This window comes from Micromonospora sp. NPDC047707 (genome assembly GCF_040704235.1).
GTDB lineage: Bacteria > Actinomycetota > Actinomycetes > Mycobacteriales > Micromonosporaceae > Micromonospora.
In genome coordinates this window covers 96,909-119,923 of the sequence record NZ_JBEYSU010000016.1, presented here as the reverse complement: position 1 = coordinate 119,923, position 23,015 = coordinate 96,909, and the positions used below count along the sequence as shown (strand labels likewise).

Here is a 23,015-nt window from a genome sequence, read left to right as displayed (position 1 = left end):
CCCGGTGACGGTGGAGCAGCAGGCGCGGGGCACGACGAACGGCGGCACGGGTTCGGGCCGGCGCCGGTCCCGCAAGGACGAGATCCTGGAGATCGCGGTCGGGCTCTTCGCCGCCCGCGGCTACCACGGCGTCTCGATGGACGACATCGGCGCGGCCGCCGGGGTCACCGGTCCGGCGCTCTACCACCACTTCGCCGGCAAGGAGGCGATGCTCGTCGCCGCGCTGATCCCGGTCAGCGAGGGGCTGCTCGCCGGGGGTCGGGAGCGGTCCGCCGGCCACCCGGACGACCCGCGCGGCGCGCTCGAGTCGTTGATCGACTTCCACGTCGACTTCGCGCTGGCCAACCCGGCCGTGATCGCCCTGCACCTGCACGAGCTGGACCGGCTGCCCGACGAGCCGCGCCGCCGGATCCGCCGGCTCCAGCGCCTGTACGTCGAGGAGTGGGTGACCGTGCTGACCGCGCTGCACCCGGGCATGCCCGACGGTGAGGCGCGCGTGCTCGCCCACGCGGCGTTCGGCCTGATGAACTCCACCCCGTTCCTCGGCGGCGAGGTGGACCGGCAGCGCCGGGCCGAGTTGCTGCGCGGCGCGACGCTGGCCGCCCTGCTCGCCCCCACCGCGCACTGAGCGCTCGCGCGGTGGCGTGACGTCCGCACTCCAGCGACTCGTCAGTAACCGGGGCGGCGTGGTTTCCTTAACCTTCGTTAAGCCTGGGACGCTGGAGGAGACATGATCGAGTCGCTGCTGGTCGCCAATCGGGGCGAGATCGCCCGCCGGATCATCCGTACCGCCAAGCGGCTCGGGGTTCGCGCGATCGCGGTGCACTCGGAGGTCGACGCCGGCCTGCCGTTCGTGACCGAGGCGGACGAGGCGGTCTGCGTGGGTCCGGCAAATCCGGCCCAGAGCTACCGCAACACCGAGGCGATCCTCGCCGCCGCCAAGTCCACCGGCGCGCAGGCGATCCACCCCGGCTACGGCTTCCTCTCCGAGAACGCCGAGTTCGCCCGTACCGTCGAGGCGAGCGGCCTGATCTGGGTCGGGCCCGGCGCGGACGCGATCACCGCGATGGGCGACAAGATCAACGCCCGGAACCTGATGGCGGCGGCCGGGGTTCCGGTCGCGCCGGGCACCACCGACCCGGCGGCCGACCTGGACGCGGCGGTCGCCGCGGCGGCGGAGATCGGTTACCCGGTGATGGTCAAGGCCGCGGCCGGCGGTGGCGGGATGGGCATGGGCGTGGCCGTCGACGAGGCGGCGCTGCGCACCGAGTACGACAAGGTGCGGTCGTTCGCCGAGCGGATGTTCGGCGACGGCTCGGTCCTGATCGAGCGGTACTTCCCCCGGGTGCGCCACGTCGAGGTGCAGATCCTCGGCCTGGCCGATGGCCGGGTGGTGGCCCTGGGCGAGCGCGAGTGCTCGGTGCAGCGGCGCAACCAGAAGCTGGTCGAGGAGTCGCCGTCCCCGGCGGTGTCGCCGGAGCTGCGCTCGCGCTTCCTGGCCGCGGCGGTGCGCGCCGGTGAGGCGGTCGGGTACCGCAACGCGGGCACGGTCGAGTGCCTGCTGGTCCCGCGCCAGCGGGACCTCGCGGTGGACGGTCCCGCCGCCGACGAGTTCTTCTTCCTGGAGATGAACACGCGCCTCCAGGTCGAGCACCCGGTGACCGAGCTGGTCTACGGCGTCGACCTGGTCGAGGAGCAGTTGCGGGTGGCGGCCGGCCTGGCGCCGACCTTCGACCCGGATGCGCTCACGCCGCGCGGCCACGCGATCGAGCTGCGGATCAACGCCGAGGACCCGAAGCGCTTCCTGCCCGGCCCGGGCGCGATCACGACCTGGGTCGAGCCGGCCGGTGAGGGCGTACGGGTCGACTCCGGGTACGTCGCCGGCAACACGGTCACCCCGTTCTACGACAGCCTGATGGCGAAGCTCATCGTGAGCGGGGCGACCCGCGCGGAGGCGATCGAGCGCGCGAAGGCCGCGGTCGCGCAGTTCGAGCTGTCCGGCCCGAAGAACAATCTCCCCTTCTTCGCCGAGCTCCTGGAGAACGAGGAGTTCCGCTCCGGCGACTACGACACCGGCATCGTGTCCCGCATGCGCTGACCCCGGGGCTTCACTGCGTCGATCATGAGGTTAGCGGGTCCGTACGCCCGATTTGTCCCCGCTAACTTCATGATCAACACTGGCGGGTCGGTGGGATGACATGCTGGTGGTGTCAGGGCCGGTGGTGTCACAGTGGGGTGATCGCTTATGGCGGGGATGCCGGAGTTCGTGTCCATCCGGGAGGTCGGGCCGCGGGACGGGTTGCAGAACGAGGAGCCCATCCCGACCGACGCGAAGGTGCGGCTGCTCGACGCGCTGTCGCGGACCGGGGTCAGGCGGATCGAGGCGGTGTCCTTCGTGCATCCGAAGGCGATCCCCCAGATGGCCGACGCCGACGAGGTGTGGCAGCGGGCCGCCAAGGTCGACGGGGTGCGCTACTCGGCGCTGGTGCCGAACACGCGGGGCGCGCAGCGCGCCCTGGCCGCCGGCTTCACCGAGATCGAGGTGGTCGTCTCGGCGAGCGACACGCACAACCGGCGCAACGTCAACCGGTCCACCGAGGAGTCGCTGGACGACATCGCGGAGCTGATCGACCTGCTGCACGGTGCCGGTGCGCGGGCCGAGGTCATCATCGCGACGAGCTTCGGCTGCCCGTACGAGGGGGACGTCGACCCCACCCGCGTGGCGGGCATCGTGGACCGGGTGGTCCGCGACGGCGCCGACCGGGTGGCCTTCGGTGACACCACCGGCATGGGGACGCCGCGCCGGGTTCGTGAGCTGCTGACGGCGGTACGCGACCGGAACGCCCACATCCCGGTGCTGCTGCACTTCCACAACACCCGGGGCACCGCCCTGGCGAACCTGCTGACCGCCCTCGAACTGGGCGTCACCGAGTTCGACGCCAGCGTCGGCGGCCTGGGTGGCTGCCCGTACGCGCCGGGGGCCAGCGGCAACCTCGCCACCGAGGAGGCGGTGCACATGCTGCACGACATGGGCATCGACACGGGGATCGACCTGGACGCCCTGATCGAGGTCGCCGAACTCGCCGAGGAGCTGACCGGAAAGCGTCTCCCGTCCGGCGTCCTCCGCGCCGGCCCCCGCACCCGCCTGACCCCAAAACCAGCCTGACCCTCACCCAGCCTGACCTAAGGGGGGCGTGGGGTGCCGAGGTGGTCGCCGGTGCGCTAACCTAACGATCGTTCAGGTCGGATGGCGCGCTCACGAGGCGCGTGCGCGGCGGGCAAGGGGGAGCGCTGTGACGCTCGACGGTGAGGCACTGGAGCAGCTGCGCAAGCGCGCCAAGGCCGGCGGTGCGGACAAGTACCACGCGGCCAACGCCGCCAAGGGCAAGCTCTTCGCCCGGGAGCGGGTGGCGCTCCTGGTCGACGCGGGCTCGTTCGTCGAGGACGGCCTGTACGCCAACGCGCTGGCCGAGGGCCTGCCCGCCGACGGTGTCGTCACCGGCACCGCCGCCATCGACGGCCGTCCCGTCTGCCTGATGGCGAACGACTCCACGGTCAAGGCCGGGAGCTGGGGCGCCCGGACCGTTGAGAAGATCATCCGGATCATCGAGCGGGCGTACACCACCGGCGTGCCGATGGTGTACCTGGTCGACTCGGCCGGCGCCCGGATCACCGACCAGGTCGAGCTGTTCCCCGGCCGCCGGGGCGCCGGGAAGATCTTCTGGAACCAGGTCCGCGCCTCCGGTTCGATCCCCCAGGTCTGCGCGCTGTTCGGGCCGAGCGCGGCGGGCGGGGCGTACATCCCGGCGTTCTGCGACGTGGTCGCCATGGTCGACGGCAACGCCAGCATGTACCTGGGCTCCGACCGCATGGTCGAGATGGTGACCGGCGAGAAGACCACCCTGGAGGCGATGGGCGGCGCCAAGGTGCACTGCGCCGAGTCCGGCGTGGGGCACTTTCTCTGCAAGACCGAGGCCGAGGCGCTCGACGTGGTCAAGCGCTACCTGTCGTACCTGCCGGCGAACTGGACCCAGCAGCCGCCCACCGCCCCCGCCGGGGAAGCGCCGGAGAAGGCCGACCTGGCCGCGCTGGTGCCGGCGAGCGAGCGGCAGGCGTTCGACATGCGGCGGTACGCGAAGGGCCTGCTCGACGAGGGCAGCTTCTTCGAGATCCAGGCACTGTGGGCCAAGGAACTGACCATCGGCTTCGGCCGGCTGGACGGCGAGGTCGTCGGCGTCGTCGGCAACAACTCGATGTTCAAGGGCGGCGTGCTCTTCGTCGACTCAGCCGACAAGGCGACCCGGTTCGTGCAGCTCTGCGACGCGTTCAACGTCCCGCTGCTGTTCCTCTCCGACGTGCCCGGGTTCATGGTCGGCAGCGCGGTGGAGAAGCAGGGCATCATCCGGCACGGCGCCAAGATGATCACCGCGATCTCCGAGGCGACCGTACCCAAGATCTGCGTCGTGGTCCGCAAGGCGTACGGCGCGGGCCTCTACGCGATGGCCGGCCCCGGCTTCGAGCCGGACGCCACGATCGCCCTGCCCACCGCGAAGATCGCGGTGATGGGCGCCGAGGCGGCGGTCAACGCCGTCTACGCCAACAAGATCGCGGCGATCGGGGACGAGGCCGAGCGGGCCGCGTTCGTGGCCGCGAAGCGCGAGGAGTACGAGCGGGACATCGACATCGTCCGCCTCGCCAGCGAACTGGTGGTCGACGCGATCGTCGAGCCGCACGAACTGCGCGCCGAGCTGATCCGGCGATTCACCGCCGCCCGCGGCAAGGAGCGGCACTTCTCCCGGCGCCGGCACGGCGTCACCCCGGTCTGAGTCCGCCGCCCACCCGGCCGGCGGCGGCCCGCCACCGCACCGACCCGTCCCGGCGTCACGAGCGCCCGGCGGCCCTTCCACACCAGGAGGAACCCATGGACTTCCGGCTCACCGACGAGCACGAGGCGCTGCGGCAGAGCGTGCGGGAATTCGCCCGCGAGGTGGTCGCGCCGGTCATCGCCGAGCACTACGAGCAGCACACCTTCCCGTACGAGGTGGTCCGCCAGATGGGGAAGATGGGCCTGTTCGGGCTGCCCTTCCCGGAGGAGCACGGCGGCATGGGCGGCGACTACTTCGCGCTCTGCCTGGCCCTGGAGGAGTTGGCGCGGGTCGACTCCAGCGTGGCGATCACCCTGGAGGCGGCGGTCTCGCTCGGCGCGATGCCGATCTTCAGATTTGGTACTCCGGAGCAGCAGGCGCAGTGGCTGCCGAAGCTGTGCAGCGGTGAGGCGCTGGCCGCCTTCGGCCTGACCGAGCCGGGCTTCGGCTCGGACGCCGGCGGCACCCAGACGCGGGCATTGCTGGACGAGACGACGAACGAGTGGGTCATCAACGGCTCGAAGGCGTTCATCACCAACTCGGGCACCGATATCACGGTCCTGGTCACCGTCACCGCGGTCACCGGCACGAACCCGGACGGTTCGAAGGAGCTGTCCACGATCATCGTGCCGTCCGGGACCCCCGGTTTCACCGTCGCGCCCGGCTACTCCAAGGTCGGCTGGACCGCCTCGGACACCCACGAGCTGACCTTCGACGACTGCCGGGTGCCGGCGGGCAACCTGCTCGGTGAGCGCGGCCGTGGCTTCGCCCAGTTCCTGCGGATCCTCGACGAGGGCCGGATCGCGATCGCCGCGCTCGCCGTCGGTCTCGCCCAGGGCTGCGTCGACGAGTCCGTCAGGTACGCGAAGGAGCGTCACGCCTTCGGCCGGCCGATCGGCAACTACCAGGCGATCCAGTTCAAGATCGCCGACATGGAGATGAAGGCGCACACTGCCCGGCTGGCGTACTACGACGCCGCGGCCCGGATGCTCGCCGGGGAGCCGTTCAAGCGCCAGGCCGCGATCGCCAAACTGCACGCCAGCACCATCGCCGTCGACAACGCCCGCGAGGCGACGCAGATCCACGGTGGCTACGGCTTCATGAACGAGTACCCGGTGGCCCGGTTCTGGCGGGACTCCAAGATCCTGGAGATCGGCGAGGGTACGTCCGAGGTGCAGCGCATGATCATCGCGCGTGATCTCGGCATGTGACGGACACCACCGGGCCCGGCCTTTCCGGTGGTCGGGCCACCTTGCGTGCCGGCGTTGCTGTCGGATATCCGCAGCGGGGGGTCGGCAGGACGACGATCCGCTGTCGGCGGTCGGACGTCGTCCGTACCCTTCCTGCCCATGACCCCGGAGCATGATCGTTCGCGGAGACCGGGCGGCCTCACCGGGCTGCCCGACCTTCTCCGCGGACACCGGCTCGCCGCCGGCCTCACCCAGGCCGAGTTGGCGTCCCGGGCCGGCATCGGCGTACGCACCGTTCGTGAGCTGGAGCGCGGCCGCTCCCTCCGACCGCAACGCACGACGGTCGAGCTGCTCGCCACCGCGCTCGGGCTGGCCGAGCCGGCCCGCTCGGCGTTCCTCGCCGCGGCCCGCCCGGTGCCGGCTCCCCGGTCGGCCACGGCCGAGCCGCCACCGGCCCGCCACGACGACACCGGCGCAGCCGCACCGGTCGCGCTGCCACCCGCCGCCGAGCTGATCGGCCGGGAACGCGACGTGGCCGAGCTGGTCAAGATGCTCACCGACGAGCCGGCGCCCCGGCTGGTCAGCCTGGTCGGGCTGGCCGGGGTCGGCAAGACCGCACTGGCCCTGGCGGTCGCCCACGCGGTGGCCGGGCGGCACCCGGGCGGCGTGGCCGGGGTGCTGATCGGGGAGGGCTCGGACGCGGCCGACGTGCTCGCCGCCTCGATCGCGGTCTTCGAGGTGGCCCGCCTCCCCGACCTGGCCGTACGCCTCGCCGGCCGGCCGGCGCTGCTCCTCATGGACGCGGTGGAGCGGGCCCCCGACCCGGTCGCGGAGGCCGTGCGCCGGCTCGCGGTCGCGGTGCCGTCGCTGCGGGTGCTGGTCACCGGCCGGCACCCGGTCGGGTTGCGCGGCGAGCGGGTCCGCCCGGTCGCTCCGCTGGATGTCCCGCCGCCCGGCCGGGACCATGCCGGGCCCGACGCGCTCACCGGCTACCCGGCGGTCGCGCTGTTCGCCGCCCGCCTCGCCCAGGTACGCCCCGACCCGCCGACGCCGGCCGAGCTGCCGGCGATGGCAAGGCTGGTCCGCCGCCTCGGTGGGCTGCCCCTGGCCATCGAGCTGATGGCGGCGCGGGGCCGCGTCCTCGACCTCAACGAACTGCTCGACCGGTACGGCGACCGCGTCCTGGACCTGGCGACCTCCTCCGGGGCGGCCGAGCGGCCGGGCTGGGACGCCACCGACCCGGCCGTGGCCGAGACCCTCCGGGACGCCGTGGCGACCAGCTACCTGCTGCTCGCGCCGGAGGAGCAGGCCGCCCTGCGGCGGCTCGCCGTCTTCGGCAACCGCTGGTCCATCGAGCTGGCCGAGGAGGTGCTCGCCGATGACGCGGACCCGGCGGGAGTCGTCCCGGATCCGGTCCCGCTGCTGGACCGGCTGCTCCAACTGGGGCTGCTGAGCGTACGCGGCAGCGGGCCGTTCCGGTTCCGGCTGCTCGACGCCGTGCGGGACTTCGCCGCCGAGCAGGCCGCCGGCGCGGGGGAACTTTCCTGCGTGCGCCGGCGCCACGCCCGCGCGATGGCCCGTCTGGTGACCCGTACGGCGCCGGAACTGGTCGGCGTCCGCCTGACGGCGGCGGTGCACCGGCTCGACGAGGTGAGCGGTGACATCAGTTCCGCGTTGGCGCACGCCGCCGTCGACGACCCGGTGACCGCACTGCGGCTGGCCGCCGGGCTGTCCCGGTGGTGGCGCTTCCGGGGCCGGGACGTCGCCGGCCGGCGGTGGCTGCGGCGGCTGCTCGCCGATCCGCGTACCGCCGACGCCGACCCGGTGCTGCGGGCGTGGGCGTCCCTGGGGGTGGCCCGGCTGGCCGCCGAGCACGGCGCCGGGGGCGAGGAGATGCCGTCGGCCCGGGCGGCGCTGGCCGCGTTCCGCGAGGCGGGCGACGTCACCGGCGAGTTGGAGGCGCGGACGGTCCTCTGCGCGCTGCTGATCGGCACCGGCGGTCACGACGAGGCGCGGGAGCAGGCCGAGGCGGTGCTGGCGCTCGCCACCCGGCACGGGCGGACGCGGGACATGGCGGTGGCGCAGAACAACCTCGCCTGGCACGGCATCCGGGTGGGTGATCTCGTGGCCGCTCGACGGCGGCTGGCCGCGGTCGACCGGCTGGCCACGCAGTCCGGTGAGCAGCGGCTGCGGGTGCTCGCGCAGGCGAACCTCGCCGAGGTGGCCCGCCTGGAGGGCCGGTACGCCGACGCGGTCGACCGGGGCCGGCGGACGCTGTCGGCGTTGACCGGCCTGGGTGACCCCGGCCACCGCCGCCGGGTGCTGGGCACGGTCGGGTTGGCGCTGGCCCAGGACGGGCGGACGGCGGAGGCTGCGGAGGTGCTGGCCCAGCTGCGGCCGGCGGGCGTGGCCGGGACCGGTCCGGGTGCGACGTACGGGCCGGCCGGTGGGCCGGGGCGGGCGGCCGCGGGGCCGGGGACGGTCACCGGTCCGGCGGACGGCATCTGCGCCTTGATCGAGGGCAATCTGGCGCTGCACCGGGGTGACCGGGAGCTGGCGGCCGAGTGGTTCGCCGCCGCGGCCGAGGCCGCCGCCGACGGCCAGGACCGTCGTGACCTGGTGGAGGCGCTGGTGGGGCTGGCGGCCAGCACGGCGGACCCGGCCACGCTGGACCGGCTGGACGAGGTCTGCCGCAACAGCGGGGTGCGACTGCTGCCGCACGAGGAGCAGTTGCTGTACGCCCTCGCGGCGGCCCGGGCGAAGTAGTGCCCCGGAACCGTGGGACCGGGACCGGGGCGCGGGGACGGGGACCGGGGGTGGCGCGAGCGACAGAGCCCCCTCTTGCTACCCCTTGCTCATCGCTCGCGCCGTTTCCCCCCGGTGCGTCCCCGCTGCACGAAGATTAGCCATCACGCGTGTACCGCCCTGCCCGGTTTGATCGCCTATCGCCCGGGTGCACGGCAGTTCTGCCGGTCTTTCTGCCGGTGGCCGGCAGAGCCGGTCAGCACCGGCCGGCGGGCGCCGTGTGTCCGGTCGGGAGCGGGTCGGTGCTGCCGGCCGTGGCGCCCGGGTGGACGGCGTCCCGCACGCGGCGCAGGCCGTCGAGGAGCGCGTTGAGCGCCTCGGGCTCGAGTTGCCCGGTGAACCACTCCTCGATGATGCGCAGGTGGCCCGGGAGCACCTCGTCCAGCCGCTTCAGGCCGGTGGCCGTGACCACCGCGTACGAGCTGCGGCGGTCGGACGGGCAGGCGCGCCGGGTGAGCAGCCCGTCCCGCTCCATCCGGTCGACCACGCGGGTGACCCCGCTCGTGGACAGGGAGGTCTGGGCGGCGAGGTCGGTCATCCGCAACTGGTTGCCCGGGGAGCGGGCGAGGCGGGTGAGCACCTCGAACTCGACCGGTGACAGGCCGTGCTCGTCGAACTGCGCGGCGAACCGGGCCGACAGCCCGGCGTGCGCCTCGACGAGCAGGCCTACAGCGGTGATCCGGGGATCGTCGAACACGCTCTGGTTCACTGGGCCATCCTAGCAGTCCTTGACACACGGAATATTGTCGCCGCTATAGTTGCTGAGACAGTCGTTGGCCTACTCAACGATTTCCCCGGAGGGAAGCACTCATGACCAGCAGCACCGAATCGGTTACCCGCGACTGGGAGGGCCTCACCATCCCCGCCGCCGGCACCTACCTGCTGGACGTCGCCCACAAGCGCGTCGGCTTCGTCGCCCGGCACATGATGGTGAGCAAGGTACGCGGTGAGTTCACCGACGCCACCGCGACCATCACCGTCGCGGAGGACCCGATGCAGTCCTCGGTCACCGCCACCATCCAGGCGGCCAGCATCGACACCGCCCAGGCCGACCGCGACGCGCACCTGCGCAGCCCGGAGTTCCTGGACGTCGAGCAGTACCCGACGGTGGAGTTCCGCAGCACCGGCGTGAAGTCCCGTCGCGGCAACGAGTTCGTCCTCTCCGGCGAGCTGACCATCCGGGGCGTGACCCGCCCGGTCGACCTGGCGGTCGAGTTCGAGGGCGTCGGCCGCAGCCCGTTCGGCCAGGACATCTTCGGCTTCTCGGCGAGCACCGAGATCGACCGCGAGGACTTCGGCCTGACCTGGAACGTCGCCCTGGAGACCGGCGGCGTGCTGGTCGGCAAGAAGATCAAGATCGAGATCGAGGGTGAGGGCGTCCGCCAGGCCTGACCGCCCCGGACGTACCCGAAAGGCCCGCGCCACGGCGCGGGCCTTTCGCGTCGGTGCGATTTGTCACGACATATTCGTGGGTCGCGGCGATGCTCAGCCGCCCAACCAGGGTAGGGATCCCCCAGGAGCACGTACGGCCGCCAGCCCCGGCGCACCGGGCGCCGGCTCAGCCTCTGGCCCGCCGCCGTGGGCGCTCTTACCGTGGATGGTTCACAATGCGCTGCGGAACAACATCGTTCCGTCGCGCCGGCGCCGGGAGGACACATGGGCAGGGACGTCGAGCAGGGCGCCTTCTCCCGGGAGGACCGGGTCCGCTACCGGCAGAAGGTACGTCGCTGCCTGGACGTCTTCGCGCTGATGCTGGACGACTTCGGGTTCGACGCCGACCGGCCGATGACCGGCCTGGAGATCGAGCTCAACCTGGTCGACTCCGCCGCCGAGCCGGCGATGCGCAACGACCAGATCCTCGCCGACATCGCCGACCCGCTCTTCCAGACCGAGCTGGGGCAGTTCAACCTGGAGCTGAACGCGCTGCCCCGGCTCATCGAGGGCACCGGGTTCGGCGACTACGAGCACGACCTGCGGAGCAGTCTCACCCGCGCCGACGAGCGGGCCGCCAAGTCGGACGCGAGGATCGTCCTGGTCGGCATCCTGCCCACGCTCACCGAGCGCCACCTCGTCGCCGACAACCTCTCCACCAACGAGCGCTACCGGGTGCTCAACGACCAGATCGTCGGGGCGCGTGGCGAGGACATCGAACTCGACATCCGGGGCGTCGAGCGGCTCCAGACGCACACCGACTCGATCGCCCCCGAGGCCGCCTGCACCAGCCTCCAGTTCCACCTCCAGGTCGCGCCGGACAGCTTCGCCGACTACTGGAACGCCTCCCAGGCGATCGCCGCCGCGCAGGTGGCGATCGGGGCGAACTCCCCGTACCTGTACGGGCGGCAGCTCTGGGCGGAGACCCGGATCGCGCTGTTCCAGCAGGCCACCGACACCCGGCCGGACGAGCTCAAGGCCCAGGGCGTACGGCCCCGGGTGTGGTTCGGCGAGCGGTGGATCACCTCGATCTTCGACCTGTTCGAGGAGAACGTCCGCTACTTCCCACCGCTGCTGCCGATCTGCGAGGACGAGGACCCGGTGGAGATCCTGCACGCCGGGGGCGTGCCGCAGCTCGGCGAACTGCGCCTGCACAACGGGACCGTCTACCGCTGGAACCGGCCGGTGTACGACATCATGGACGGCCGCCCGCACCTGCGGGTGGAGAACCGGGTGCTGCCGGCCGGCCCGACCGTGGTCGACATGCTGGCCAACGCCGCCTTCTACTTCGGCCTCGCGCGCGGGCTGGCGGAGGCGGACCGGCCGATCTGGAGCCAGCTCACGTTCAGCTCGGCGGAGGAGAACTTCCACGCGGCCGCCCGCCGGGGCATGGACGCCGTCCTGTACTGGCCCCGGCTCGGCGAGGTGCCGGTGACGAAGCTCGTCCTCGACGTCCTGCTGCCGACGGCGGCGACCGGGCTGGACCGGTTCGGTGTCGCCCCCGCCGAACGGGACCGCCTGCTCGGGGTCATCGAGCAGCGCTGCCGGACCGGCCGCAACGGCGCGGTCTGGCAGACGGAGACGGTGTGGGCGGCCGAGCGGCACCGCAACATGGGCCGGGACGCCGCCCTGCACCACATGGTGCAGCGGTACGCCGACCTCCAGCGCAGCAACGAACCCGTCCACACCTGGCCGGTCAGCTAGCACCGGGCCGCGGGCGGCCGCGGGCGTGACCTTGGCAAGGCCGACGCCGGTGGTCAGTGGTCGCGGCGGGGAGGCCGGGCACGGCGGCCAGCCGGTCGAGTCGACGTCTCGTCCGCTGTCCCGGCACCGTCGGCCGCGTCGGACGTCGCGGCGGAAACCTGCTCGGCCTCGGCTCGCTGGGTGGGCAGCCGGTCGGTGACGGTCGCCTTCTTCCCGGTCGCTCGGGCGGCTGTGGTCCGGCCGCGCCCGGTGCCGCCCGTGGCATCACCGGCCGACATCGACCCGCCCGGTGCCGCCTCCGCGTCCCCGCCCGTGCCGCCCGCCGCCCCGCCGCCCGATGAGCCGGCCATGTCCCGGCCCCGCGTCGCGCCGACCGCCTCGGCACCGCCAGCCACTCCGGTGCCGTCGGACGCCGGCCCCCCGGCGGCCTCGTCCGGCCCCCCGCCGAACCCGGACGCGGTGCGCTGCCGGGGCACGCGTACGGCGGCACGACGACCGGCTCGCTGGCCGAGCGTGGCGACCAGGGCCGAGCCACCGAGGCCGACGATGACGGCGTACGGGGCGATGAGGTGCGCCGACACCTGCTCCGGGCCGATGGCGGTCAACCCCGGGACGGCGAGCAGGTAGGCGACCGCGACGAGCAGCGGGCCGGCCGCACCGGAGGTGGTCGTGCCGACCCCGCGGTCGGGGTCCCGCCCCGCGCGGCGCGCGGCCAGGATGCCGATGAGGAGCGCGGAGCCGAGCGACAGCAGCGCGCCCGGCCAGTAGAACCAGTCGCGGATCCAGAGCCCGTCGCCGCCCGCGCTCAACTGCCAGATGCCGAGCTGGGCGCTGGTGAGCCCGCGTCCGGCGAGGACGCCGTCGACCACGGCCACCACGGCGAGCAGCCAGAGCCAACCGACGGTGGCGATCACGTTGCCGGCGGCGGCCCGCGAGTGCAGCGCCCACCCGGCGATCGCGACTCCGACCAGCACGCCCAGCGCGGCGTAGACGGCGGCGACGTCGCGGGGCGCCGAGATGTCCGGTACCACGGCGACCCGCGCCGGTACGGCCACCAGCAGCACGGTGATCAGCGCGCCGGCCCCGGCGGCCACGGCCAGCGCGATCCAGCCCAGCGTCCCGCCGTCCGCTGCCCGCCCGGCACGGACGTCCGCCGTGCCGGTGGTGCCGGGACCGGCGGTCGGGACGGTGCCGGTGGCGGACGAACCCGCCGCCGCGGCCGCGCTGTCCGCGCCGCCGGTCGACGAGCCGCTCGCGGCGTCGGAGGAGGCGGCCCGGGAGTCCCCGGCAGTGCTGTCGGGCTCGGCCGGACCGCGCGCCCGCAGGCGCTGCGCGCAGACCGCGCCGAGCACCGTGGACGTGGCGGCGATCCAGGTTGCCCAGATCAGACTGGCCGTCCAGGCTGTCGCGGCGGCCGCCCCGTCAGGAGGCGGAGCCCAGTTGATGATGCCGAGCCCGTAGCCGAAGCCCAGCTGCGCGGCACCCGCACCGGCCGCGACGCCGAGCGCGGTCGTGATCGATCCTCCCCAGCCCCTGGCCATGCCGGGGAGCGTAACGTCCCGTGGTCGGCGCGGCGAGTGGTGACGGTCGACCGTCACGCTGCGCGGTTGGTCGGGCCGGGTACGGTCGCCGATGACCGAGAGGCCGCAGGTTTCCCGGCGGACCCGGGGAGCGGTGGGCGATGACGGACGGCAACACGAAGCCCAGCACGGGGCACGACCGGGTGACGCTGGTGCTCGGCGGTGGGTTGGCGACCGTGCTGCTCGCCGCGATCGGCGCGACGACCGGTTGGATCCTGGCCGGCGAGGACGACCGGCGGGCCACGTCGACGGCGGGTGCGAGCGCCACGCCGACCACCCGCCCGGTCACGGCCACGTCGTCACGGTCCACGCCGCCACGGTCCACCCCGTCGCGTCCGGTCGCCACCGGGCCGACCGTGCCGAACCTGGTCGGCCGCGACTTCGACGACGCACGGGACGACCTCGAGGAGCGGGGGCTGCGGTGGCGCCTCGTCTTCCAGGGTGGCAGCGGGCGGGCCGTGGAGCGCACCTACCCCAAGGCCGGCACGGCGGTCAGCCCGGGGCGGACGATCACCCTGTACGTGAGCGGCCCGCCGCCGGTCGTACGGGTGCCCGACGTGGTGGAGGACGACTGCGCCGAGGCGGCCGAGGAGCTCGCCGGAGAGGGGTTCCGCGTCGTGTACACGCTGCGCCGCAGTGGCCCGGTGCGCAAGCAGGAGCCGCCCGGCGACAGCCAGGCTCCGTGGGGCGACCCGGTCGCCCTGTGGTGCGGTGATCCCGCCGACGGCAAGCCGTCGCCGAACCCGTGACGCGCTGATCCCGGCCGATTCCCCTCCGTCCAGCTAGGTTGACGTCAGGCCGCGAGCGGAGGACGTGCGATGAGCGACGATCGTCAGGAGCCACCCGCCGGAGAGCACGACGACCGGACCCGGCCGCTGCCCCCGACCGGTGGCGAGCCCGCCGACCGTACCCAGCGGTTGCCGCGACCGGAGGACCGGCGACCGCTGGGGGCGTCCGGCGACGAGACCCGGCCGATGCCCGCCGACCGCACCGCGCCGATGGACCGCACCGCGCCGATACCGCCGGAGGCGCGTGGCCCGGCGGCGTGGTCGGGGCGGGCCGGGGTACCACCGCCGCGGCCCACCGAGTACCGGGAGACCACCGAGTGGTACGCCGAGGACCAGGGGGGCCGCCGCTGGTGGCTGCCGATCCTGTGGGGCGTGCTCGTCCTGCTCCTGCTCGGCGCGCTCGGCGCCGGCCTGTGGTTCGCCCTGGCCGCCGACGACGACGAGCCGATCGGTCCCGAGCCCTCGCCCTCGGTGTCGGTGACCCGGGCCTCTCCCACGACGGCCGCGCCGACGACCTCGGCCGCGCCGACGACCGCCTCCCCGTCGCCGTCGCCGACCGAGGCGGGTGAGGTGCGCATGCCGCCGGTGGTCAACCTGCCGCTGGCGACCGCCCGCGCCATCCTCGACCGCGCCGGGGTGGATTACCGCATCGAGTACCGGACGTCCGACCGGCCCGCCGGGACGGTGCTGGACACCGAGCCGGACGCGGGCGACCTGGTGGGGGAGGACGAGGAGGTCACCCTGGTGGTGTCCCGACCCGAGCCGTCACCGACCACCGCCACGCCGAGCCCGGAGCCGACGCCCACCGCCTGAGCGGACGCCGCTCACCACATTCGGCGTCTCGTGCCGACCAGGCCCAGCCCGGCGAGCGAGATGGCCAGTCCGAAGATCCCGGACCAGAACAGGGAGCGCCGGACGTCGTCCGGTGAGTGCGACGCCGCCTGGGCGCCACCCCCGCCGGCGGCCGGCCCGGCTTCGGCCGGCGGAACCTCGGTGGGTACGCCGAGATCCCCGACGGGGGCGTCGGGATCCGGGTCGCCCCCGAATCCGTGGACCGGCTCCTCCTCGACCACGGTGATCTCCGGGGCGGGGACCGGCGTGGTCAGTCGGGTGGAGGAGAGGGCGGGGTCGCGTACCACGACCACGAGGGTGGTTGCGGCGCCGACGAGCGCCAGGAGTCCGAAGGCGTAGGCGATACGGGAGCGGTGCCGCCGCACGGCGGGCTGATTGACCATGGCCATCCCAGGTTCGGGGTCCTGGTCGCGCGGGGTGGAGCCGCCGGGGTGGGCGTACCGCTGATTCTATGGCCGCGGCACGCCCTCCGGCGGCGGATCGCGGGAGGTCAGCCCACCCGGACGGGGGTACGGGTGACCGGCCGGCGCACCGTCCGAACGGTGTGCGGCCGGTGCTGGGGAGCGGCCTGGACCTGGTGCAGGCCGTCCCGCTGGACGAAGATCGATCGCCGGCTGACCGCGTCCCCCGATGCGTTCAACTCGTAGCCTTCGAGCCAGAGCCAACCGTCGTAGGTCGGCCAGTCGAGGACCCGGATCACCCGGAAGGTGATGGGCCGGAGGAACTGGACACTCGCCGCGCGAGTCACGTGCAGTACGTCACCGGAGCGGGGAAGCACATGGGCTCCTGGGAGGGAAGGCCGGCGGACGGGCCGGCGGGAGCTTGATCGGGGGACGTCTCTGGTCCGGCCTCGGGGTCGTGCCCTCGGGGAACCGGTGGTGCTGGTGGTGGTCGGGCCGTACCCGCTGGTGGCGCGCCGCCACCCGACCAACACCCGGCTGCTCCGGGTCTCGCTCCCGCCGCCGCAGCCTTCGGGCGTGCAGCGGTGGGGTCCTCATCCCGGGGCAGGTCTGGTTGCCGTGGCGCGGGTGCGCCCACCGCCTCGCGTCCCACTGGTGGTGATCTCACCACGGCGGGGGATCGGACGGAGACGGTGAGTGACCCGTGCCATACGGACAGAGTGCATCAGCGGCGTGCGACATGCAAGTTGCACGTCGACTTTGCCGATACGCGAGCGGCTCGCGCAATGCAACGCTTGAAGCCGTTCGCATTCGGACGGCACACTGAGGACCGGTTTCGCCCGTCGCGGCCGGTCGACGACCGGCACCACCCCACCCCGCCGCGAACGCCCGTCCTTCGGCGCTCCTGCCGGCGCGACGACACGGGTGGGCGGTGTGTCGAGGTGGAGGGGGACGGGGTTGGCCAGCAGCCGGCGGTCCGACCAGCAACCGAGGTGTCGCCGTGAGTGCGAGGAGTGAGCCGGGTCGCCGCCCCGCGGTCCCCGGTCGTGGCGTGAGCGCGGGGTGGTGCCATGACTGAGCGGCGGAGCCCGACGATCCGTCGCCGACGGCTCGGCGCGGAGCTGCGCCGGCAGCGCGAGGCGGCGGGCATCACCATCGAGGCGGTCGCGGAGCAGCTCGAATGCTCGGCGTCCAAGGTCTCGCGCATCGAGACGGGCCACACCACGGCGACGCCGCGTGACGTCCGGGACATGCTCCGGATCTACGGCGTGGTGGGCGCCGAGAGCGACGAGCTGGTGCAGATCGCCCGGGAGGCCCGGCAGAAGGGCTGGTGGCATCCGTACAGCACGGTGCTGGTCGGGGCGTACGTCGGGCTGGAGGCGGCCGCCAGCTCCATCCGGGCGTACGAGCAGCAGGTCGTGCCCGGGCTGCTGGAGACCGAGGAGTACGCGAGCGCGATGATCCGCGCCGCCCGACCCGACTTCACGCCGGAACAGGTCGCACAACGTGTCCGTGTCCGGCTGGGTCGACAGTCGTTGCTGACTCAGGATGATCCGGTCGATCTGTGGGTGGTGCTCGATGAGGCGGTGGTGAGCCGGCCGGTTGGCGGGGACGCAGTGATGCGTGACCAGCTCAAACGGCTGGTGGAAGTGGCCGAGCTGCCGAACGTGACGTTGCAGATCCTGCCTTTCGAGGTGGGGGCGCACGCCGGCATGGACGGCACCTTCACGATCCTGAGCTTCCCCGAGCCCGGTGATCCGGATGTCGTGTACGCGGAGAACGCCACGGGTGGGCTCTTCCTCGAGAAGAGCGACGAACTGCAGAAGTACAGCTTCATCTTCGATCACATCCGCGCGGCGGCCATTCGTCCGGAGGAGTCCATCGCACACATCGCGAAACTGGTAGAGGAGCCGCTGTGGAAATGGCGACCAAGGAGTTCCCCGTGGACCTGACGCAGGCCACCTGGTTCAAGAGCTCGAAGAGCGGGCCGAACTGCGACAACTGCGTGGAGGTGGCGTACGTGACGGGGGCGGTCGGCGTGCGGGACTCGAAGGACAAGTCGGGTCCGGCCCTGATCTTCAGCCCGGGTGGGTGGCGTTCCTTCGTCACCGGCGCCCGGGGTGGCGGCTTCCACCGGGACTGACCGACGACCCTGTGTCCCCGTCCGGCGCGGACCGGACGGGGACATCGGCATGCCCTGACCCGCCGCCGGTGGGCGGCGCCGTGCACGACCGCGCGTGTCCCCGTCGCCACATCGGTCCCGTCTCGTTGAACCGGTCGGTACGGCGTTGGTCGACAACCGCCGCACGGATCGGCGACCGAGCGAGGCAGGCGAGACGGATGACGACGATCGGGTCAGAGAACCTCACCAACGGACCGGGCAAGCCGGAGCGGTTCGGGGGCAAGTACCGGGGGGCGCGCCGGGACACCGTGCTGACCGAGGTCGTGTCGTCGGACGCCGAGGTCGGTGAGCGGGAGGCGCCCGCTCCGGAGCCCGCCGGCCCGCCGCTCACCCTGCCCTCGCTGGACCCGAACCCGCTGACCGAGCCGTCCTACCCGCCCGGCGGCTGGCGGCCGGAATCCCACGAGTCGCTCGTCGACCACCCGCTGCTGCGTGGCCTGCTGATGGAGTTGCCGCCGAAGGGCAGCGTGCCCCCGCCGGGCTGGCTGGACCGCTGGTTCGAGGCGACCCGGGCCATCCTCGAACTGCTATACGTGCAGGGCTCCGGCCGGTCGCGCTGACCCGGGCCGGGCCGGGGGCGTCGCCCGCTCCACCAGGCGGTTGTGGCGCAGGGCGTGACGGACGCCGATCACGACGACGCCGAGCGCGCCGACGGTGATCGCGGGACCGGTCGCGCCGTCGCCGGTGAGCACGCCGGGAGCGAGCGCGGCGGCCAGCGCCGGGAGGATCGCCAGGCCGGTGAGCTGCACCGGGAGCCCGACCAGCGGATGAGCCGCGGCGGCGCGCAGGCCGTGCGGGGCGGGGGTGGCCGGCGCCGCCGCGAAGGCACCGGCGCCCGCCCACAGGCGGCGGACGCGGCGGACGGCGCAGGCCGCGACCGCGATCGCCGGGACCACGGCGAGGCCCAGCCCGGCGGCGGCCCGGTCGGCCGGGGACGAGCCGCCGCCGGAGAGGCCGACGACCAGCACGGTCGCCGTGAGGACGAGGCCGGTCGCGGTCAGGGCGAGCACCCGGCCGGCCTGCCGGCGCAGGTCGCGGGCGTACGTCGCCCCGGGCAGCCGGTCCGCGAGCCAGCCGGCGGCCAACCACACCACGGCGAGCGGAAGCAGGACGACGAGCTGACTCTCCATGGTGCACAGCCTTGCCCGATCCGGCGTCGCGCGGATCCGGGCCGGTCCCCCGTTGACCCCGTAACCCGGCCCCGTAGGGGTCATCCTGCCGGTGTTATGGACAACTCGACATGTTCAGTTCGCGGTTCATCGCGCTCTACCCTCAGCTCGATCGGCGGTCATCGATTCACTCGCCACGAGCGGGTGGACGGTCGACGGCCGTTCGGAGGGAGGTAGGAGATGGGTATCCCACGCAGGTCCGTCCTGGTCGGGGTGGCCGCGCTGGCCATGGTGGCCACCGCGACACCGGCTCTCGCCGCCGAGCCGGTGGGTACGGTCCTCAGCGCCGGCGGCGCCACCGCCGTCCGGGACAGCTACATCGTCGTCTTCAAGGACAGCGCGGTGAGCCGGGCGGCCGTCGGGTCGTCGCTGAACCGGCTGGTCGGCAAGCACGGCGGCACCGTGGCCCGGACGTACAGCGCGGCCCTGCGCGGTGCCGAGCTGCGGATGAGCGCGCAGGCGGCCGCCCGGATGGCCGCCGACCCGGCGGTGGCGTACGTCGAGCAGAACCACACCGTGACGATCGCCGGTACCCAGACGAACCCCCCGTCCTGGGGCCTCGACCGGATCGACCAGCGGAACCTGCCGCTGAACAGCTCGTACACGTACCCGAACACGGCGGGCAACGTGACGTCGTACGTCATCGACACCGGCATCCGGACGACGCACTCCGACTTCGGCGGCCGGGCGACCTGGGGCACCAACACCGCCGACAGCAACAACACCGACTGCAACGGCCACGGCACGCACGTCGCCGGCACCGTCGGCGGTACGGCGTACGGCGTCGCCAAGGCCACCCGACTGGTGGCCGTCAAGGTGCTCAACTGCCAGGGCAGCGGCACCAACGCCGGAGTCGTCGCCGGCATCGACTGGGTCACCGCGAACGCGGTCAAGCCCGCCGTCGCCAACATGAGCCTGGGTGGCGGGGCGAACACGTCCGTCGACAACGCCGTGATCAACTCGATCAACTCCGGCATCACGTACGCGGTGGCCGCCGGCAACGGCGACTTCCTCGGCAACCGGCAGAACGCCTGCAACTACTCCCCGGCCCGCGCCGCGCCGGCGATCACCGTCGGTGCCACCCAGAACAACGACGCCGCCGCCAGCTTCTCCAACTTCGGCACCTGCGTGGACATCCTGGCGCCGGGCGTGAGCATCACGTCCGCCTGGCACACCAACGACACCGCGACGAACACGATCAGCGGCACCTCGATGGCGTCGCCGCACGTCGCCGGCGCCGCGGCGCTGGTGCTCTCGGCCAACCCGTCGTGGACCCCGCAGCAGGTCCGGGACTACCTGGTCACCAACGCCACCCCGAACGTGGTCACGAACCCGGGCACCGGCACCCCGAACCGGCTGCTCTACGTGGTCAACGGCGACACCCCGCCGCCGCCCAACGACTTCTCGGTCTCGGTGTCGCCGACCTCCGGCTCCACCGCGCCCGGCGGCTCCGTCACCGCGACCGTGGCCACCGCCACCACCAACGGTTCCGCCCAGTCGGTGAGCCTCTCGGCCAGCGGTCTGCCGTCCGGCGCCACCGCCACGTTCAACCCGGCGACGGTCACCTCGGGCGGGTCGTCGACGCTGACCATCAGCACCTCGGCCAGCACCCCGGCCGGCACGTACCCGGTGACCGTGACCGGCACGGCCGCCTCCGGCACCCGGACCGCGACGTACACGCTGACGGTCACCGGCACCGGCGGCGGTTGCTCCGGCACGAACGGCAGCGACGTGGCGATCCCGGACACCGGCGCGACGGTGGCCAGCACGATCACGATCTCGGGCTGCAACCGGAACGCCTCGGCGACGTCGACGGTCGCGGTGAACATCGTGCACACCTACCGCGGTGACCTGGTCATCGACCTGGTCGCCCCGGACGGCTCGTCCTACCGGCTGAAGAACAGCAGCTTCTGGGACGGCACGGACAACGTCAACGCCACCTACACCGTGAACCTGTCGAGCGAGGCGGCGAACGGCACCTGGCGACTCCAGGTGCGGGACGTCTACTCCGGCGACACCGGCTACATCAACACCTGGACGCTGACCCTCTGAGACCTGGTTCCCACGGGCCGAGGCCCCTTCCGGAGCACCGGGAGGGGCCTCGTGCCGTCCGGGGACGGCTGGTCAGACCGCGAAACCGGCGGGGCGCTTGGTGGCGGGGGCGGGTGGCTCCGCCTTCCACACCCCGGTCTTCTGCGCGGCCAGCCGGGCGAGGTACACCGGGTTGAGGATCACGTACCGGCGCCAGAGGCGCTTCGGCTCCAGGCCGAGCCGCCAGAACCATTCGAGGCCGGCCCGCTGCATCCACGGCGGCGGCTGCTTGAGCAGGCCGGCGTGGTAGTCGAAGGCCGCTCCGACCGCCATCAGCGGCATGTCGAGCAGCGGCCGCATCGCGTACGCGAAGACCTCCTGGCGGGGGCAGCCAAGCCCGACCAGGACGAGCCGGGCCCCGCTGGACTTGATGCGGTCGGCGATCTCGGCGTCCTCGCCGGGCTGGACGGCGCGGAACTTGGACGGCTCCACCCCGGCAATCTTCAGGGCCGGGAACATCCGCTCCAGCGCCGGGATCAACCTGGCGAGGGTCTCCTCGGTGGACCCGTACAGGTAGACCGGCAGCCCCTCCTCGGCGAAGCGGCGGAGCACGTGCAGGGTCAGCGTCGGGCCGTAGACCCGCTCGGTCAGGCCCGCGCCGTGCAGCAGGTTGAGCGCCCAGCGCACCGGCTGCCCGTCGGGGGTGACCAGGTCGAACGAATTGAGCCGGGCGTTGTGCGCGGGGTCGAGCACCCCGGTCATCACGCCGTGCACCGCGAGGGCGGTGAGTGCCAGCGGCCGGCGCTCGTGCGCCGCCGCGACGACCGCCTCGGTCGCCTCGGCGTAGTCGGTGGCGTCGACCAGGACACCGAGGACGTTCCGCTTGCCGCGACCACTCATGCCTGGGGCACCCACTTGTCCACGTTGGCCTCGTAGATCTCACGGAGGATCATCGGCACGTCGTAGCTGATCTTCCAGTTCGGGTAGTGCTCCTCGAACCGGGCCATGCTGCTGACGTACCACTGGTGGTCGCCGGTCCGGGCCTTCTCGACATAGTTGATCCGCGCCTCGCGGCCGGCGATCTCCTCGGCGATCCGGAACGCCTCGATGTGCGAGGTGTTCGAGTGCCGGCCGCCACCCAGGTTGTAGACCTGAGCCGACCGCGGCTCGCGGAAGAACGCCTCGAAGGCGGTCAGCACGTCACGGGAGTGGATGGCGTCCCGAACCATCTTTCCCTTGTAGCCGAAGAGGTTGTACGTCCGGCCCTCCATGACGCAGCGCATCAGATAGGCCAGGAAGCCGTGCAGCTCGGCTGCCGAGTGGGCGGGACCGGTCAGGGTGCCGCCCCGGAAGCAGGCGGTCTTCATGTCGAAGTACCGGCCGTACTCCTGGACCATCACGTCGGCGGCCACCTTCGAGGCTCCGAAGATCGAGTGCAGCGACTCGTCGATCGACATGTCCTCGGGGATGCCCTCGTAGTACGGATGGTCCGTGGGCAGCTCGTACCGGGTCTCCAACTCGACCAGTGGCAGGCTGTTCGGACGATCGCCGTACACCTTGTTGGTCGAGCAGTGGATGAAGGCCGCGTCGATCGCGTACTGGCGGGTGTTCTCCAGGACGTTGAGGGTGCCGCCGGCGTTCACGTCGAAGTCCGTGAACGGCTCCTTGGCGGCCCAGTCGTGGCTCGGCTGCGCGGCGCTGTGGATCACGACCGCGATGTCGGAGCCGTACTTCTTGAAGATCTTCTCCAGGCCGGCACGGTCCCGGATGTCCACCGAGTAGTGGGTGTAGGCGTCGCCCAGGTCGGCGGTGAGGCGGGCCAGACTCCAGGACGTCGAACCATCCTTGCCGAAGAAGTACTGCCGCATGTCGTTGTCGATACCGACCACGTCGAGCCCGAGGCCGGCGAAGTGCCGGACCGCCTCGGAGCCGATCAGCCCGCCCGACCCGGTCACGAACGCGACACTCACACGACACCCCATCGTCCGTCGGTGGCAGAAACCATCGGAGCATAGCG

The 23,015-nt window shown here is 72.8% G+C and carries 21 protein-coding genes; 14 read left to right on the top strand and 7 right to left on the bottom strand.

Features of this window, described 5'->3' with window-relative positions; genetic code table 11:
* Positions 1-4: 4 nt before the first annotated feature.
* The 6 genes from AB0873_RS19055 to AB0873_RS19030 all read left to right on the top strand — a co-directional run bounded on the left by AB0873_RS19055 (position 5) and on the right by AB0873_RS19030 (position 8,821).
* Positions 5-628 carry a helix-turn-helix domain-containing protein gene (locus tag AB0873_RS19055; RefSeq protein WP_366601006.1) on the top strand — a complete coding sequence of 208 codons (624 nt, stop codon included), beginning with the start codon at positions 5-7 and terminating at the stop codon, positions 626-628.
* Between the two features lie 102 nt (positions 629-730).
* On the top strand, positions 731-2,098 hold the full coding sequence (locus tag AB0873_RS19050) for a biotin carboxylase N-terminal domain-containing protein (protein WP_366601005.1): 1,368 nt from the start codon (positions 731-733) through the stop codon (positions 2,096-2,098).
* Positions 2,099-2,254: 156 nt separating this feature from the next.
* Positions 2,255-3,166, top strand: coding sequence for a hydroxymethylglutaryl-CoA lyase (locus AB0873_RS19045; protein ID WP_366601027.1), 912 nt, complete (start codon positions 2,255-2,257; stop codon positions 3,164-3,166).
* Positions 3,167-3,293: 127 nt separating this feature from the next.
* Positions 3,294-4,826 (top strand): acyl-CoA carboxylase subunit beta, encoded by a 1,533-nt coding sequence (locus AB0873_RS19040; RefSeq protein ID WP_366601004.1) that lies wholly within the window; start codon positions 3,294-3,296, stop codon positions 4,824-4,826.
* Positions 4,827-4,921: 95 nt separating this feature from the next.
* Complete coding sequence (locus tag AB0873_RS19035) at positions 4,922-6,076, top strand: acyl-CoA dehydrogenase family protein (protein WP_366601003.1); 1,155 nt, start codon at positions 4,922-4,924, stop codon at positions 6,074-6,076.
* 138 nt (positions 6,077-6,214) lie between these two features.
* Positions 6,215-8,821: a helix-turn-helix domain-containing protein gene (locus AB0873_RS19030; RefSeq protein ID WP_366601002.1), complete on the top strand. Its 2,607-nt coding sequence runs from the start codon at positions 6,215-6,217 to the stop codon at positions 8,819-8,821.
* 235 nt (positions 8,822-9,056) lie between these two features.
* On the opposite strand, the gene AB0873_RS19025 is transcribed toward AB0873_RS19030, so the two are convergent.
* Positions 9,057-9,569, bottom strand: a complete 513-nt coding sequence (locus AB0873_RS19025) for a MarR family transcriptional regulator (protein WP_366601001.1) — start codon at positions 9,567-9,569, stop codon at positions 9,057-9,059.
* Between the two features lie 101 nt (positions 9,570-9,670).
* Here AB0873_RS19025 and AB0873_RS19020 point away from each other — a divergent pair, with 101 nt between their 5' ends.
* Both AB0873_RS19020 and AB0873_RS19015 read left to right on the top strand, forming a co-directional pair.
* Positions 9,671-10,252 carry a YceI family protein gene (locus tag AB0873_RS19020; protein WP_155329548.1) on the top strand — a complete coding sequence of 194 codons (582 nt, stop codon included), beginning with the start codon at positions 9,671-9,673 and terminating at the stop codon, positions 10,250-10,252.
* Positions 10,253-10,516: 264 nt separating this feature from the next.
* Positions 10,517-11,995, top strand: a complete 1,479-nt coding sequence (locus AB0873_RS19015; protein WP_366601000.1) for a glutamate--cysteine ligase — start codon at positions 10,517-10,519, stop codon at positions 11,993-11,995.
* A 53-nt stretch (positions 11,996-12,048) separates the two neighbouring features.
* Here the strand turns inward: AB0873_RS19015 and AB0873_RS19010 are convergent, their stop codons facing one another.
* Positions 12,049-13,536: a hypothetical protein gene (locus AB0873_RS19010; protein WP_366600999.1), complete on the bottom strand. Its 1,488-nt coding sequence runs from the start codon at positions 13,534-13,536 to the stop codon at positions 12,049-12,051.
* A gap of 140 nt (positions 13,537-13,676) precedes the next feature.
* On the opposite strand from AB0873_RS19010, the gene AB0873_RS19005 reads away from it, so the two are divergent.
* On the top strand, positions 13,677-14,324 hold the full coding sequence (locus tag AB0873_RS19005) for a PASTA domain-containing protein (RefSeq protein ID WP_366600998.1): 648 nt from the start codon (positions 13,677-13,679) through the stop codon (positions 14,322-14,324).
* A gap of 225 nt (positions 14,325-14,549) precedes the next feature.
* A complete protein-coding gene (locus AB0873_RS19000) occupies positions 14,550-15,176 on the top strand; it encodes a PASTA domain-containing protein (protein ID WP_366601026.1) in 627 nt (208 codons plus the stop codon).
* 11 nt (positions 15,177-15,187) lie between these two features.
* Here AB0873_RS19000 and AB0873_RS18995 read toward each other — a convergent pair whose 3' ends face one another.
* Both AB0873_RS18995 and AB0873_RS18990 read right to left on the bottom strand, forming a co-directional pair.
* On the bottom strand, positions 15,188-15,604 hold the full coding sequence (locus tag AB0873_RS18995; RefSeq protein ID WP_366600997.1) for a hypothetical protein: 417 nt from the start codon (positions 15,602-15,604) through the stop codon (positions 15,188-15,190).
* Between the two features lie 101 nt (positions 15,605-15,705).
* Positions 15,706-15,993, bottom strand: coding sequence for a hypothetical protein (locus AB0873_RS18990; protein ID WP_155329544.1), 288 nt, complete (start codon positions 15,991-15,993; stop codon positions 15,706-15,708).
* Positions 15,994-16,686: 693 nt separating this feature from the next.
* Between AB0873_RS18990 and AB0873_RS18985 the strand changes: the two genes are divergently transcribed.
* The 3 genes from AB0873_RS18985 to AB0873_RS18975 all read left to right on the top strand — a co-directional run bounded on the left by AB0873_RS18985 (position 16,687) and on the right by AB0873_RS18975 (position 18,358).
* Positions 16,687-17,568 carry a helix-turn-helix transcriptional regulator gene (locus AB0873_RS18985; RefSeq protein ID WP_366600996.1) on the top strand — a complete coding sequence of 294 codons (882 nt, stop codon included), beginning with the start codon at positions 16,687-16,689 and terminating at the stop codon, positions 17,566-17,568.
* On the top strand, positions 17,538-17,759 hold the full coding sequence (locus AB0873_RS18980) for a DUF397 domain-containing protein (protein WP_366600995.1): 222 nt from the start codon (positions 17,538-17,540) through the stop codon (positions 17,757-17,759). The genes AB0873_RS18985 and AB0873_RS18980 overlap by 31 nt, the downstream gene beginning before the upstream one ends.
* Before the next feature lie 197 nt (positions 17,760-17,956).
* On the top strand, positions 17,957-18,358 hold the full coding sequence (locus AB0873_RS18975) for a hypothetical protein (RefSeq protein ID WP_155329541.1): 402 nt from the start codon (positions 17,957-17,959) through the stop codon (positions 18,356-18,358).
* On the opposite strand, the gene AB0873_RS18970 is transcribed toward AB0873_RS18975, so the two are convergent.
* Positions 18,326-18,928: a hypothetical protein gene (locus tag AB0873_RS18970; protein WP_366600994.1), complete on the bottom strand. Its 603-nt coding sequence runs from the start codon at positions 18,926-18,928 to the stop codon at positions 18,326-18,328. The genes AB0873_RS18975 and AB0873_RS18970 overlap by 33 nt on opposite strands.
* Positions 18,929-19,147: 219 nt before the next feature.
* On the opposite strand from AB0873_RS18970, the gene AB0873_RS18965 reads away from it, so the two are divergent.
* Positions 19,148-21,019, top strand: a complete 1,872-nt coding sequence (locus AB0873_RS18965) for a S8 family serine peptidase (protein ID WP_366600993.1) — start codon at positions 19,148-19,150, stop codon at positions 21,017-21,019.
* Between the two features lie 72 nt (positions 21,020-21,091).
* Here the strand turns inward: AB0873_RS18965 and AB0873_RS18960 are convergent, their stop codons facing one another.
* Both AB0873_RS18960 and AB0873_RS18955 read right to left on the bottom strand, forming a co-directional pair.
* The gene (locus AB0873_RS18960; RefSeq protein ID WP_366600992.1) at positions 21,092-21,898 is read right to left on the bottom strand and encodes a WecB/TagA/CpsF family glycosyltransferase; all 807 of its coding nucleotides are present in this window, start codon (positions 21,896-21,898) and stop codon (positions 21,092-21,094) included.
* Complete coding sequence (locus AB0873_RS18955; protein WP_155329537.1) at positions 21,895-22,968, bottom strand: NAD-dependent epimerase/dehydratase family protein; 1,074 nt, start codon at positions 22,966-22,968, stop codon at positions 21,895-21,897. The genes AB0873_RS18960 and AB0873_RS18955 overlap by 4 nt, the downstream gene beginning before the upstream one ends.
* Between the last annotated feature and the right edge of the window lie 47 nt (positions 22,969-23,015).

Coding starts and splice junctions, on each gene's coding strand:
- AB0873_RS19050 (WP_366601005.1), top strand. CDS start 731: ATGATCGAGTCGCTGCTGGTCGCCAATCGGGGCGAGATCGCCCGCCGG.
- AB0873_RS19045 (WP_366601027.1), top strand. CDS start 2,255: ATGCCGGAGTTCGTGTCCATCCGGGAGGTCGGGCCGCGGGACGGGTTG.
- AB0873_RS19035 (WP_366601003.1), top strand. CDS start 4,922: ATGGACTTCCGGCTCACCGACGAGCACGAGGCGCTGCGGCAGAGCGTG.
- AB0873_RS19030 (WP_366601002.1), top strand. CDS start 6,215: ATGACCCCGGAGCATGATCGTTCGCGGAGACCGGGCGGCCTCACCGGG.
- AB0873_RS19020 (WP_155329548.1), top strand. CDS start 9,671: ATGACCAGCAGCACCGAATCGGTTACCCGCGACTGGGAGGGCCTCACC.
- AB0873_RS19015 (WP_366601000.1), top strand. CDS start 10,517: ATGGGCAGGGACGTCGAGCAGGGCGCCTTCTCCCGGGAGGACCGGGTC.
- AB0873_RS19010 (WP_366600999.1), bottom strand. CDS start 13,536: ATGGCCAGGGGCTGGGGAGGATCGATCACGACCGCGCTCGGCGTCGCG.
- AB0873_RS19005 (WP_366600998.1), top strand. CDS start 13,677: ATGACGGACGGCAACACGAAGCCCAGCACGGGGCACGACCGGGTGACG.
- AB0873_RS19000 (WP_366601026.1), top strand. CDS start 14,550: ATGCCCGCCGACCGCACCGCGCCGATGGACCGCACCGCGCCGATACCG.
- AB0873_RS18995 (WP_366600997.1), bottom strand. CDS start 15,604: ATGGCCATGGTCAATCAGCCCGCCGTGCGGCGGCACCGCTCCCGTATC.
- AB0873_RS18985 (WP_366600996.1), top strand. CDS start 16,687: ATGACTGAGCGGCGGAGCCCGACGATCCGTCGCCGACGGCTCGGCGCG.
- AB0873_RS18980 (WP_366600995.1), top strand. CDS start 17,538: ATGGCGACCAAGGAGTTCCCCGTGGACCTGACGCAGGCCACCTGGTTC.
- AB0873_RS18975 (WP_155329541.1), top strand. CDS start 17,957: ATGACGACGATCGGGTCAGAGAACCTCACCAACGGACCGGGCAAGCCG.
- AB0873_RS18970 (WP_366600994.1), bottom strand. CDS start 18,928: ATGGAGAGTCAGCTCGTCGTCCTGCTTCCGCTCGCCGTGGTGTGGTTG.
- AB0873_RS18965 (WP_366600993.1), top strand. CDS start 19,148: ATGGGTATCCCACGCAGGTCCGTCCTGGTCGGGGTGGCCGCGCTGGCC.
- AB0873_RS18960 (WP_366600992.1), bottom strand. CDS start 21,898: ATGAGTGGTCGCGGCAAGCGGAACGTCCTCGGTGTCCTGGTCGACGCC.